The 12994-nt window shown below is 67.9% G+C and carries 9 protein-coding genes and 2 pseudogenes; 10 read left to right on the forward strand and 1 reads right to left on the reverse strand.

Annotated elements, in window-relative coordinates; genetic code table 11:
- Positions 1 to 2 precede the first annotated feature (2 nt).
- The 6 genes and pseudogenes from KK141_RS04335 to KK141_RS22900 all read left to right on the forward strand — a co-directional run.
- Positions 3 to 1007 (forward strand): D-glycerate dehydrogenase, encoded by a 1005-nt coding sequence (locus KK141_RS04335; RefSeq protein ID WP_214571629.1) that lies wholly within the window; start codon positions 3 to 5, stop codon positions 1005 to 1007.
- Positions 1008 to 1151: 144 nt separating this feature from the next.
- Complete coding sequence (locus tag KK141_RS04340) at positions 1152 to 2180, forward strand: aspartate-semialdehyde dehydrogenase (RefSeq protein ID WP_214571628.1); 1029 nt, start codon at positions 1152 to 1154, stop codon at positions 2178 to 2180.
- Positions 2180 to 2470 (forward strand): hypothetical protein, encoded by a 291-nt coding sequence (locus KK141_RS04345; protein WP_250901561.1) that lies wholly within the window; start codon positions 2180 to 2182, stop codon positions 2468 to 2470. The genes KK141_RS04340 and KK141_RS04345 overlap by 1 nt, the downstream gene beginning before the upstream one ends.
- Positions 2471 to 2653: 183 nt before the next feature.
- Positions 2654 to 5023, forward strand: a complete 2370-nt coding sequence (locus KK141_RS04350) for a FimV/HubP family polar landmark protein (protein WP_214571627.1) — start codon at positions 2654 to 2656, stop codon at positions 5021 to 5023.
- 117 nt (positions 5024 to 5140) lie between these two features.
- Positions 5141 to 5908 (forward strand): tRNA pseudouridine(38-40) synthase TruA, encoded by a 768-nt coding sequence (gene truA / locus KK141_RS04355; protein WP_214571626.1) that lies wholly within the window; start codon positions 5141 to 5143, stop codon positions 5906 to 5908.
- Positions 5905 to 6510 (forward strand): annotated as a pseudogene (locus tag KK141_RS22900) (phosphoribosylanthranilate isomerase); the annotation flags it as partial. The gene truA and the pseudogene KK141_RS22900, both read left to right, overlap by 4 nt.
- Before the next feature lie 60 nt (positions 6511 to 6570).
- On the opposite strand, the pseudogene KK141_RS22905 reads toward KK141_RS22900, so the two are convergent.
- Positions 6571 to 7395, reverse strand: a pseudogene (locus KK141_RS22905) (LysR family transcriptional regulator); the annotation flags it as partial.
- 127 nt (positions 7396 to 7522) lie between these two features.
- Between KK141_RS22905 and trpB the strand changes: the two are divergent.
- From trpB to KK141_RS04380, 4 genes are all read left to right on the forward strand, one after another.
- Positions 7523 to 8728, forward strand: coding sequence for a tryptophan synthase subunit beta (trpB, locus tag KK141_RS04365; protein WP_214571625.1), 1206 nt, complete (start codon positions 7523 to 7525; stop codon positions 8726 to 8728).
- Positions 8725 to 9525 (forward strand): tryptophan synthase subunit alpha, encoded by an 801-nt coding sequence (gene trpA, locus KK141_RS04370; protein ID WP_214571624.1) that lies wholly within the window; start codon positions 8725 to 8727, stop codon positions 9523 to 9525. The genes trpB and trpA overlap by 4 nt, the downstream gene beginning before the upstream one ends.
- Positions 9526 to 9571: 46 nt before the next feature.
- Positions 9572 to 10441, forward strand: coding sequence for an acetyl-CoA carboxylase, carboxyltransferase subunit beta (gene accD, locus KK141_RS04375; RefSeq protein ID WP_214571623.1), 870 nt, complete (start codon positions 9572 to 9574; stop codon positions 10439 to 10441).
- Between the two features lie 1619 nt (positions 10442 to 12060).
- Positions 12061 to 12960 carry a TetR/AcrR family transcriptional regulator gene (locus tag KK141_RS04380; protein ID WP_214571622.1) on the forward strand — a complete coding sequence of 300 codons (900 nt, stop codon included), beginning with the start codon at positions 12061 to 12063 and terminating at the stop codon, positions 12958 to 12960.
- Positions 12961 to 12994 lie beyond the last annotated feature (34 nt).

Here is a 12994-nt window from a genome sequence, read left to right on the forward strand (position 1 = left end):
ACATGAGCGCAAGACAGAAAGTGTGGGTGTCGCGCCCCTTGTTCCCCGAGGTGCTGGCGCGGTTGTCCGAATACGTCGACGTGCAGGCCGAGGCGATCGAGCGCCGGCATGCGCCGGAAGAGCTGCGCGAGCACCTGGCCGGCGTGGACGCGGCCATCATCGGCCTGGCCGATCCGGTGGGCGCGGCGGTGCTCGAAGGCAACCGGCGCCTGCGCGTGATCTCCAACCTGGCGGTGGGCTACAACAACCTCGACGTGCCGGCGCTGACCCGCGCCGGCATCCTCGCCTGCAACACCCCCGACGTGCTCAACGAAACCGTGGCCGACTACGCCTGGGCGCTGATGCTGGGCGCGGCGCGCCGCGTCGGCGCCGCCGAGCGCTGGCTGCGCGCGGGGCAGTGGCAGGGCGGCATGCGTTTCGACGACTGGCTGGGCTTCGACGTGCACGGCAAGACGCTGGGCATCCTGGGCATGGGCCGCATCGGCCAGGCCATCGCGCGCCGCGCGGTCGGCTTCGACATGCACGTGCTCTATCACAACCGCTCGCGCCTGCCCGGGCCGGTGGAGCGCGAATGCCGCGCCAGCCTGGTCGACAAGGCCGAGCTGCTGCGCCGCGCCGATCACCTGATCCTGGTGCTGCCGTATTCGCGCGAAAGCCACCACGCCATCGGCGCGGCGGAGCTGGCCCTGATGAAACCCACGGCGGTGCTGGTGAATGTGGCCCGCGGCGGCATCGTGGACGACGCGGCACTTGCCGCCGCGCTGCGCGAGGGGCGGCTGGCGGCCGCGGGGCTGGACGTGTTCGAGGGCGAGCCGGCGCTGCATGCGGACCTGCTGCGCCTGGAGAATGTCCTGCTCAGTCCGCATATCGCCAGCGCCAGCGCGGATACGCGCCGCGCCATGGCCACGCTGGCGGCCGATAATGTGCTGGCCGCGCTGGGCCACGGACCGCGCGCCGGACGTCCGCCGGCGCCGCTCAATCCCGAAGTGATGAAACGTTGGTCCTAAAAAGCGGCTGTTTCAAAGCGTGATGCCATTCACGCCCAGGCAGATCGCGTATTGTTTTGCCTTCAACCCCGGCTAGATTTCCGTTGATGCGGATATCGGCCCCGTTCGGACGGATCTCCGAGTCCCTCTACTGAAACCTGGAACATGAGCAAGAAGAGCAGCTACAAGGTGGCGATGGTCGGCGCGACGGGCGCCGTGGGCGAAACCCTGCTGGCTATCCTGGCCGAGCGCAAATTCCCGGTCGGCGAGCTGGTCCCGCTGGCCAGCGAGCGTTCGGCGGGCGGCAAAGTGGACTTCGCCGGCAAATCGGTCACCGTGCGCAATCTTGCCGACTACGACTTCGCCGGCGTGGACATCGCCTTCTTCTCCGCCGGCGGCTCGGTCAGCCGCGAGCACGCGCCGCGCGCGGCGGCGGCGGGGGCGGTGGTGATCGACAACACCTCGGAGTTCCGCTACCAGGACGACATCCCGCTGGTGGTCAGCGAGGTGAACCCGCACGCCATCGCGCAGTACACCACGCGCGGCATCATCGCCAATCCGAACTGCTCGACCATGGGCATGCTGGTGGCGCTGGCGCCGATCCACCGCCAGGCCGGCATCACGCGCATCAACGTGGCCACCTACCAGTCGGTGTCCGGCGCGGGCCGCTCGGGCATGGAAGAACTGGGCCGGCAGACCGCCGCGCTGCTCAATTTCCAGGAAGTGGAAAAGTCGAAGTTCCCGAAGCAGATCGCCTTCAACGTGATCCCGCACATCGACGACTTCCAGGCCAACGGCTACACCAAGGAAGAAATGAAAATGGTCTGGGAGACCCGCAAGATCCTGGAAGACGACACCATCCAGGTGAATCCCACCGCGGTGCGCGTGCCGGTGTTCTACGGGCATTCCGAGGCCGTGCACATCGAGACCCGCGACAAGATCACCGCCGAACAGGCCCGCGCGCTGCTGGAAAAAGCCGAGGGCGTGGTGGTGCAGGACGAGCGCAAGGCCGGCGGCTATCCCACCCCGGTGGGCGACGTGGCGGGCAAGGACCCGGTCTTCGTCGGCCGTATCCGCGAAGATATTTCTCACGAGCGCGGCCTGGACCTGTGGATCGTCTCGGACAACATCCGCAAGGGCGCGGCGCTCAACGCAGTGCAGATCGCCGAGCTGCTGATCGAGGAACATCTCTGATGCAAGCCCGCCTGACCAGCCTGGCGCTCTGCGTCGCATGCATGGCGATGCCGGCCTGGGCCGGTCAGCAGCTGGGGGCCGCGGCCCCCGCACCGAAGGCCGAGGCCGAGCACCGCGTAGCCAGCAAGAACGCCGAGGTCCAGCGCCTGCAGCATGACGTCGCCTCGCAGGAGGCCCAGAGCGAGCAGGCCGACCGCAAGATGGAGCAGCAGGACCGCGCCATCGCGGAGCTGCGCCAGCAGCTGGAAGCACTGAAAAGCGCCAAGGCCGCTCCCGGCCCGGGCCATTGAGCAAGACCCAATAAGCGGGACCGCTGCGAGAACCTCTCGCAGCAATGCGTTGTAAATATCGGCCGCAACTATTGTTTGTGGGCCTTTTTCTAACTTAAAGTGTCGTCTTGTCGACGGAATCGCCGCCCGAGTGCGGCGATCCTTATATAAGAAACGTCACGGGGCAGTTCGGGGGAACACGCGATGAATCGTTCGTTGAGACTGTCGGTGCTGCTGGCGCTGGCCTTAGGCAGCACCCAGGCCGCCGCGCTCGAGCTGGGCCAGATCCAGGTCAAGTCGGCCTTGGGCCAGCCCTTGCTGGCCGAGATTCCGCTGAACCCGGAACATCCTTCCGAGCTGCAGAACCTGTCCGCCAAGCTCGCCTCCGGCGAGGAATTCGCCAAGGCCGGCATCAGCGGCGCGCCGAATATCCCGCTGCAGTTCGCGGTGATCGACGGCGGCAACGGCCGCAAGGTGATCCGCATCACCAGCGCCGCGCCGGTGAACGATCCCTACCTCGACCTGCTGGTCGAAGTGAGCAGCGCCACCGGCAAGAGCGTGCGCGAATTCGCCATCCTGCTCGACCCGCCGAGCAGCCCCGGCGCCGCGCCCGCCACCCGCGCGCCCGCTGTCGCCGCCTCGTCCGGCAAGCCCGCGCGCCACGCCGCGCCGGCACCCGCCACCGACGAGCAGCAGGCCGCCGCCAAGCCCGCGCCCGCCAAGGTCGCCAAGCCTGCGCCGGCCGCCGCGCCCGCGGTGAAGAACGGCGAATACGGCCCGGTCGAACGCGGCCAGACGCTGTCGTCCATCGCCAAGGACACCGCGCCGCAGGGCGTGGACATCAACCAGATGCTGCTGGCCCTCAAGCAGGCCAATCCGGATGCGTTCTACCGCGACAACATCAATGCGCTGAAGACCGGCGCCGTGCTGCGCGTGCCTTCCGCGCAGGACGCGCAGGCCATGGCGGTGGCCGCGGCCGCCGCCGAAGTGCGCCGCCAGAACGGCGACTGGAGCTCGGGCGCCGCGCGCACCGCCACCAGCGTGGCCGATGCCGGCACGCGTCCGGCCGCTTCCACCGCGCCGACCGCCGGCAAGGGCGAGCCTTCCGACCGTCTCTCCCTGGTGCCGGCAAAGGACGGCGCGCAGGGCGCCGCCGGCGGCAGCGCCAAGGGCGACGCCAAGGCCGCGGCTGGCCTGCGCGAAGACCTGCTGCGCAGCAAGGAGGCGATGGCCACCCTGGAACAGCAGGGCAACGAGCTGAAGTCGCGCCTGAAAGACCTGGAAGACATCAACCAGAAGAACACCAAGCTGCTGGCGCTGAAGGACAACGAGATCGCCGACCTGCAGCGCAAGCTGGCCGAAGCCCGCAAGGGCGCGCCGGCTGCCGCCGCGGCCGCCGCCGAGACCAAGCCGGCCGAAGCGAAGCCCGCCGAGGCCAAGCCCGCCGTCGCCGAGGCGCCCAAGCCCGCGCCCGCCGCCAGCGCGCCCAAGCCCGCCGACACGCTGGCCGTGACCCCGGCCGGCACCAGCTCCGCCCCGGCCTCCACCGGCAGCGCCGCCGCCACCGCACCGGTGGCCAGCACGCCGGCCAAGCCGGAGAACAAGCCGGCGCCGAAGCCCGCCCCGGTGGCGCCGCCCGCGCCGGCCGAGGAAGAACCCTGGTACATGCAGACCTGGGCGCTCGCCGCCGGTGCCGGCGCTGTCGTGCTGCTGCTCCTGGGCGCGCTGCTGGGCCGCCGCAAGAAGTCGGGCGATGCGCCCGCGCCGCGCTCCGCTTCCTCGCTGGCCGACCGCTTCGGCGCCGAACCGACCATCGGCGGCTCCGATCCGGACCAGGACGAACTGCTCGACCAGCTGGCCGAACATCCGGACGACGTCGGCCTGCACCTGGAACTGGTCAGCCTGTACTACAGCCGCCGCGACGTAGACCATTTCGAAGCCGCCGCGGAAGCGATGCACGCGCATATCTCCAGCCCCGACCAGCCGGAATGGCTGGACGTGGTGTCGATGGGCGAGGATCTGGTCCCCGGCCATCCGCTGTTCTCGGGCGGCAACCCGCCGCCGCTGCCGCCGCAGAACGAGGACGAGCACGAAGCGCTGCACCAGTTCGACCTGGACCGCTACGCCGAGACCTCGCACGATGACCTCTCGTCCAATGACATCCCGCCGATCCCGGCCGCTCCGCTGCCCCCGAAGAACCCGAAGGTCAGCGAGTACCACTTCGACTTCGACCTGACCCCGCGCCCGCTCGCCAACGCCGCGCCGGCTGCCGAGCCGGAACCGGTCGCCGCGACCGGACACGAGCCGGTGTCGACCTGGCAGTTCGCCGACCTGGAAGACGAGATTCCGGCCGCGCCGGCGCACAGCCCGGCGGAAGACGATTTCGTCCACGCCGGCGATGCACACGAAGGCGGCTTCAACGACGACCCGGTCGACACCAAGCTGGACCTGGCCCGCGCCTACCTCGACATGGGCGACCCGGATGGCGCGCGCGCCATGCTGGAAGAAGTGCTGCACGAAGGCACCCAGATGCAGAAGGACGTGGCGCAGAAGCTGCTCGACGGCATCCGCTGAGTCGTCGTTGCAAATGTTTCCACATCGGGCCGGCTATATGCCGGCCCGATGTTTTTGGGGCTTGCCGCGGGCGCGGGATGCTAACCTCGTCGGCCTTGCAGCTTCGCCTGGCTCCACATGCGCATCGCCCTGGGCATCGAATACGACGGCACCGACTTCCTCGGCTGGCAGCGCCTGACCCACGGGGCCACCGTGCAGGGCGCGCTGGAGAAAGCCTTGTCGTTCGTGGCCGCGCATCCGGTCGAGGTGACCTGCGCCGGCCGCACCGACGCCGGCGTGCACGGCCGCTGCCAGGTGGTGCACTTCGACACCGACGTGCAGCGCGATCCGCGCGGCTGGGTGCTCGGCGCCTGCGCCAACCTGCCGCGCAGCGTGGCGGTGCTATGGGCGCAAACGGTGCCGGACGATTTCCACGCGCGCTTCTCCGCACGCAGCCGGCGCTACCGCTACCGCATCCTCAACCGCCCCGTGCGCGCGGCGCTGGATGGGCGCTACGTGACCTGGGAGCGCCAGCCGCTGGATGCCGCGCGCATGCACGAGGCAGCGCAGGTGCTGATCGGCGAGCACGACTTCACCGCTTTCCGCGCGGTGTCCTGCCAGGCCGCGCACGCGCGGCGCGAAGTGCTGGCGGTGAGCGTGCGGCGCGAGGAGGAACAGGTGCTGGTGGAGATCGAGGCGAACGCATTCCTGCATCACATGGTGCGCAATATCGTCGGCTCGCTGCTGCCGGTGGGGCGCGGCGAGCAGCCGGCGGCCTGGGTCGGCGAACTGCTGGCCGGGCGCAACCGCGAAGTGGCCGGGCCGACCGCGCCGTCATCGGGCCTCACCTTTCTTGGCCCCCGCTACGAAGCGCACTGGGGCCTGCCGCCGGAGGTGAGCCAATGACCCGCATCAAGTGCTGCGGCATGACGCGCGTGGAAGATGCGCAGCTGGCCGCGCAATACGGCGCCGATGCGATCGGCGTGATCTTCACCGCACGCAGCAAGCGCCGGGTGGATATCGCGCGCGCCAGGGAAATCTGCGCCGCGCTGCCGCCCTTTGTCAGCACCGTCGCGCTGTTCATGGATGACGATGCCGCCCATGTGCGCGAAGTGCTGCGCGAAGTGCAGCCCGATCTGCTGCAGTTCCATGGCGATGAAAGCGACGAGTGGTGCGCGCAGTTCGGCCATCGTTATCTGAAGGCCATCGCGATGGGCGAGGGCGCTGCGGCCTTGCCGCTGCTGCGCGAGTATCCCGGCGCGGCGGGGTTGTTGCTGGATGGGCATGGCCTGGGTGAAGCGGGCGGTGGCGGCAAGGCCTTCGACTGGTCGCTGATGCCGACCGATCTCGATCAGCCGTTGATCCTTGCCGGCGGATTGACCGCCGCGAACGTCGCGCACGCCGTTCGCGTGGCGCAGCCGTGGGCGGTGGATGTGTCGAGCGGGATTGAGTCCGCGCCCGGCATCAAGGATGCAGCGAAGATGCACGCCTTCATCGAGGCCGTACGCCAATGCGTGGCGCAGCCAATCCGCCAGCGTTTCCACCTGTGCGCTGTACGCACGCCGCGGCACCGCCAGAATCCAATGCGCCGGCGTGGTGACGAACCCCCACGGCGCCAACAACCGCCCACTCGCCAGATCGTCCGCCACCAGCTGCACCGGCGCGATCGCCACGCCCAATCCCGCCACCGCCGCTTCGAGCAGGTAGTACAGATGATCGAAGCCCTGCCCATAGCGCAGCTGCGCCGGCTGCAGCCCCGCCAGCGCCGCCCACTGCGGCCACGCCTGCGGCCGCGAAGCGGTATGCAGCAGCGCCTCGCTCAGCAGCCCTTGTGGTGACAGCTCCTGCAGCTTCGCTGCCCCTGGATAACGCGGACTAAGCACCGGCCCGATCCGCTCAGGCGCCAGCTCATGCACACGCCAGTCGCCCGGCCATGGCGGCTCCGACAACAGCAATGCCGCATCGATGCCGGCGAGCGCCGGATCGAACGGCGCCTCCTGCGCGGACAGATGCAGCTTCAACGTGGGCAAGTCCTGCCGCAGCCGTTCCAGCCGCGGAATCATCCAGCGCGCCAGCAGGCTGCCGGGGCAGCCGAGCACGAACGGCGCATCCGCCTGGCCGCGCGCCACGCGTGCCCAGGTATCGCGCAGCTGTTCGAACGCATCGCGCGCGCCGTCGCGCAACTGCTCGCCCGCCGCGGTCAGCGCCAGGCCGCGACCCTGGCGTGCGAACAGCGGCTGGCCCAGCGCTTCTTCCAGCGCGCGCAGATGGCGGCTGATCGCGCCATGGGTGACGTGCAGTTCCTCCGCGGCGCGGCTGGCGCTGCCCAGGCGGGCGGTGGCCTCGAAGGCGCGCAGGGCATTCAGCGGGGGCAGGTCGCGGACGGCTGACATGTGAGTTTTGCTGACAGGTTGCGGCGATCTTATCGCTTTTCGTATGGCCGGTCCGTGCGTTAATTTATCGGTCTGGCGCCCGCGGGAAGGTTCTTCGCGGCGCCCCTGCCGCTAGAGGAAACCGCACATGTCCCAGGACTTCCACCGTTGGCCCGACGAGCACGGCCGCTTCGGCGACTTCGGCGGCCAGTACGTCGCCGAAACCCTGATGGCGCCGATCGCCGAGCTGACCGAGGCCTACCTGCGCCTGCGCGAAGACCCGGCATTCCTCGCCGAACTCGATCGCGACCTGAAGTACTACGTCGGCCGCCCCAGCCCGATCTATCACGCCGAAGGCCTGTCCCGGCACGTCGGCGGCGCGCAGATCCTGCTCAAGCGCGAGGACCTCAACCACACCGGCGCGCACAAGATCAACAACACCATCGGCCAGGCCCTGGTGGCCAAGCGCATGGGCAAGCCGCGCGTGATCGCCGAGACCGGCGCCGGCCAGCACGGCGTGGCCTCGGCCACGGTGGCCGCGCGCTTCGGCCTGAAGTGCGTGGTGTACATGGGCGCGGTGGATATCGAGCGGCAGAAGATCAACGTCTACCGCATGAAGCTGCTCGGCGCCGAAGTGGTGCCGGTGACTTCCGGCTCCAAGACGCTCAAGGACGCGCTCAACGAAGCCATGCGCGACTGGGTCACCAATGTGGCCGACACCTTCTACATCATCGGCACCGTGGCCGGCCCGCATCCGTATCCGATGATGGTGCGCGACTTCAACGCCATCGTCGGGCGCGAGGCGCGCGAGCAGATGCTCACGCAGTACGGCCGCCTGCCGGATGCGATCACCGCCTGCGTCGGCGGCGGCTCCAATGCGATCGGCCTGTTCCATGCGTTCCTCAACGATGCCGATGTACGCATCGTCGGTGCGGAAGCGGCGGGCGAGGGGATCGCCACCGGCCATCACGCCGCTTCGCTCGCCGCCGGCCGCCCCGGCGTGCTGCACGGTAACCGCACTTACGTGCTGTGCGACGACAACGGCCAGATCACCGAAACGCATTCGGTCTCCGCCGGCCTCGATTACCCGGGCGTCGGCCCCGAGCATGCCTTCCTGAAGGATGCCGGCCGCGCCGAATACGTCGGCGTCACCGACGACGAGGCGCTCGAAGCGTTTCATCTGCTGGCGCGCACCGAGGGCATCCTCGCCGCGCTGGAATCCAGCCATGCCGTGGCGCAGGCGATCAAACTCGCCCGCGGCATGCCGAAAGACCAACTCGTGCTGTGCAACCTGTCCGGCCGCGGCGACAAGGACGTGCACACCATCGCCGCCCGCGAAGGAGTGCAGGTATGAACCGCATCGACCGCCGCTTCGAAGCGCTCAAGCGCGCCGGCCGCACCGGCCTGATTCCCTTCGTCACCGCCGGCGATCCCGCGCCGGAACACACGGTGGCGCTGATGCACGCGCTGGTCGAGGCCGGTGCCGACGTGATCGAGCTGGGCGTGCCGTTTTCCGATCCGATGGCCGACGGCCCGGTGATCCAGCACGCCAGCGAGCGCGCCATTGCCAAGGGCGTGGGCCTGGCCGACGTGCTCGGCTGGGTGCGTGCATTCCGCCAGCGCGACGCCGACACGCCAGTGGTGCTGATGGGTTATCTGAATCCGGTGGAGATCCACGGCTACGAGCGCTTCGCCCGCGCCGCCGTCGAGGCCGGCGTGGACGGCGTGCTGCTGGTGGATTGCCCGCTGGAGGAATCGGCCGTGCTGGCCCCGCTGAAGGCCGCCGGGCTGAGGCAGATCCTGCTGGCGGCCCCCACTACCGCACCCGCGCGTATGGCGCGGCTGTGCGGGTCGGCGGAGGGTTTCCTGTATTATGTGTCGTTTGCCGGCATCACCGGCGCGGGGCGCCTGAGTACCTCGGACATCGCGGCCCGCGTGGCCGGGATCCGGGCCAGCGCCAAGGCGCCGGTGGCAGTGGGCTTCGGCGTGCGCGATGCGCAGAGCGCCAAGGCCATCGCCGGATTCGCCGATGCCGTGGTCATCGGCAGCGCGCTGGTCGAACGGCTGGCGGGGGCCGAGCGGGCGGACGACATCGCCGACCGCGCCAGGGCTTTCCTGCAACCGATCCGCACGGCGCTGGACGCACACTGAAACGATCTTCCTGATCGTTTCGGTCAGGAACGTTTGAGGTGTAGCGATGAACTGGCTGCAGAAAATCATGACCCCGCGTGCGCGCACGCAGAGCTCCAACGCCGGCAAGGGCAAGGTCCCCGAGGGCGTGTGGGAGAAGTGCGGCGGCTGCGGCACCGTGCTGTACCGCCCGGAGCTGGAACGCAACCTGATGGTCTGCCCCAAGTGCGGCCATCACCACGCGATCGAGGCGCGCGCGCGCCTGCAGGCCTTGCTGGACGAAGGCTCCACGCAGGAGCTGTGGTCGAACCTCGAGCCCACCGATCCGCTGAAGTTCCGCGATTCCAAGAAGTACCGCGACCGCATCGTGGCCGCGCAGAAGTCCACCGGCGAGAAGGACGCGCTGCTGGCCATGAGCGGCAAGCTCAAGGGCCGCCCGCTGATGGCGGTGGCCTTCGAGTTCAGCTACATGGGCGGCTCGATGGGCTCGGTGGTGGGCGAGAAGTTCGCCCGCGCCGCCGAACGCGCGCTGGCCGAGCGCAGCGCCCTGGTGTGCTTCTCCGCCACCGGCGGCGCGCGCATGCAGGAGTCGCTGTTCTCGCTGATGCAGATGGCCAAGACCTCGGCCGCGCTGGCGCGCCTGCGCGACGCCGGCGTGCCCTACATCAGCGTGCTCACGCATCCCACCACCGGCGGCGTGTCCGCCAGCCTCGGCATGCTCGGCGACGTCAACGTGGCCGAGCCGAAGGCGCTGATCGGCTTCGCCGGCCCGCGCGTGATCGAGCAGACCGTGCGCGAGACGCTGCCGGAAGGCTTCCAGCGCTCGGAGTTCCTGCTGGAGCACGGCGCCATCGACATGATCGTCGACCGCCGCGAGATGCGCGACAAGCTCGCCGACGTGCTGGGCATCCTCACCAGGGCGCCGCGCGCCGCGTGATCGCCGCTGCCGCGATTCAAGAGAAATGCCGCCGCGAGGCGGCATTTTTTTTGCGCGCGCGCAGATGTTTTCCACAGGCGGTGTGGATGGTTTGCGGGTAAGCCTGTGGAAAAGCACTGCAAGTCACTGACGGTGTTGCGATGCGCACGCGCTGCGAAAGTTTTGGTCATGCGCGTAACGCCGCAGCGTGCAGAAAACGCTTGCGAAATGGCTGAAAACATGCGTTTTCGCGCGCGGCGGCGTGGTGGCACCGTGGTGTTGTCCACAGCTGCTGTGGATGTTCTGCGGGTGAGCTTGTGGACAACACACTCAAGTGTCTGATGGTGTTGGTGTGCGCACGCGCTGCGAAAGTTTTGGTCATGCTGTCGCGGGTTTGCTTCGCATCTCCGCGCACCGGCGTAGGTTGGAGTGAGCGCAGCGAACTCCAACGCCGCGGCGGCGAGCACACATGCTGAGCGTGGGTTTTCCACAGTTGCTGTGGATGCTCTGCAGGTGAGCCTGTGGAAAACATCCTCAAGTGTTTGATGGGGCGGGTGTGTGGACGCGCTGCGAGAGTTTTGGTCATGACGTCGTCATGTGACGGGGGGTTTTCCACAGGTTTTGTGGATGTGGGCTGGGTAAGCTTGTGGATAAGCGTGCTGCGGGCCTTGGGGAACAGTGGGTTGGCACGCTTTGCGGAAGTTCTGCGCAACGAAGGGTGCGCAACCCCTTGCTCGTCATCCCGGCGTAGGCCGGGATCCAGTGGCGGTATCGCTTGGTTGTTGCGCTGACGCGTGGGTGTCTCGCCTGCGGCGAGTGTTTCGTGCCGCTGCCGCGGCCCGAGTTACTTTTTCTCTGCGTGCCCAGAGAAAAAGTAACCAAAAAGAGAGGGCACCCTGCTTGGCGCCCTCCGGTGGCTACGCCACCTACGGGTCCGTGAGGGCTGGCCGGGCTTTTTGACAGGGCATCCATGCCCTGATCAAAAAGGCGGGGACATCGTGTCCCCGCCCCCTGCGGGGCCTTTTCGTCCAGCCCTCACCGCCGGCGCCAAGGGGACCCGGTAGATCAAGAGCAAAGGCAAAAGCCAGAGCAAAAGCGCACCAGCGGAACGCCGCGGCTGCGCCGCGAGCTCTTCGCTCGATTTTCGCCTCGCCCTGCATCCCCCTCTCCCCTCCGGGGAGAGGGCCGGGGTGAGGGGGCGGTCGGAGCGATGTGCTGAGGGTCGAGAACGCCCAAGCGCTTTTCAAAAGCAATTAGCCCCAAGTCCCGATTCCCGTGATAACCACGTGAAAATCTTTTATACCCGGATCAACTAATTGAATTAACCAAGAGTTTTAATCGGATCACCAAATGCTGCGCCGCAGAAAATACCCCCTGCGCACCGTTTCCTCGCCTTCGTGAAGCTGACGTTGTCGGAAACGCTTCAAGCGCTGATTTAAAGGGTTTTTACCCAACGGCATGCGCCTTTCAAAAGCGCCCGATACCAGTCCTTGCGTTGCAACTTGCTTTTACCCCTACGCGAGTCAATCTTGCGAACGCTCGTATGAAACCACGCGTTCAAATGGAGACTTGAATCCGACGTTCCACTTGCCGGAGGGGCAGGCGGGGACGGCCGGAGGATCAGCGGGGACCGGCAACCGATGTCGAATCAGCTCAACGATGAGCAGGGCGCCAAACATCGCCTGTTGCGTGCAGCCGAGACGCTGTACGTCGAGCACGGCTATGAGGCGACGTCGCTGCGCATGATCGCGGGACTCGCGCAGGCGAATCCCGCCCTGGTCAGTTACTACTTCGGCAGCAAGGAAGCCTTGATGCGCGAATTGATGATTTCGTGTCTGAATCGCTTGAATCAGGAGCGCCTGCATTTGCTCGCAACGTGCGAACAACCTAATGGCAATAGCGCGATTGCCGCACAGGCCGTGCTTGGCGCCTTGATTATCCCGGTATTGCGCATGCGCGAAGACAGCATCGGGGAACGCACGCGGATCCAGTTGCTGCTGCGTGCCTATGGCGATTCATCGCCGGTCATCCGCGGTTATCTGAAAGAAAGCCACCGGTCGATTTCGACCCGCTTTTTCAAGGCCTTCAAGCGCGCGCTGCCGGGACTGCCGCCGCGTGAACTGGGCACGCGCCTGCGCTTTGGCCTGAAGGCCTTGGCCGGCGTCATGGCGGGGGCGAACCTGGCCGAGCTGGCCTGCGCCATCTGCATGGGCGAGCCGGTCAGCGAATCGCTGGTGATCACGCGCCTGCTGGTGTTCGTCACGCCGATCCTGGTCACGCCTTTCCGCGATCCGAAGCGCGACAGCCAGGTCGAGCAGGTGGTGGGCCAGGTGGTGGCCACCGCGGAAGTGGTGGAACCGGAGATACCGGCGGCCGCGCCTCGGGGAGTGCGGGCTGGCGGCCGCGATCCCTTTCGCGCCGCGGACGAAGTGATGGTCCCGGCGATGGGCGGCGAGAGGGCGCCGGTAGCGGCTTCCGCTTTCGACGAAGCCGCCGTAGCGGCCGGTCCGCCGGCGCGCCGCGTCCAGTGGTTTGCGTAGTTCTGCAGTGGTTCTAGGGGGAGGGCCTTCGGGC

This window comes from Dyella sp. LX-66 (genome assembly GCF_018599165.1).
GTDB lineage: Bacteria > Pseudomonadota > Gammaproteobacteria > Xanthomonadales > Rhodanobacteraceae > Dyella_D > Dyella_D marensis.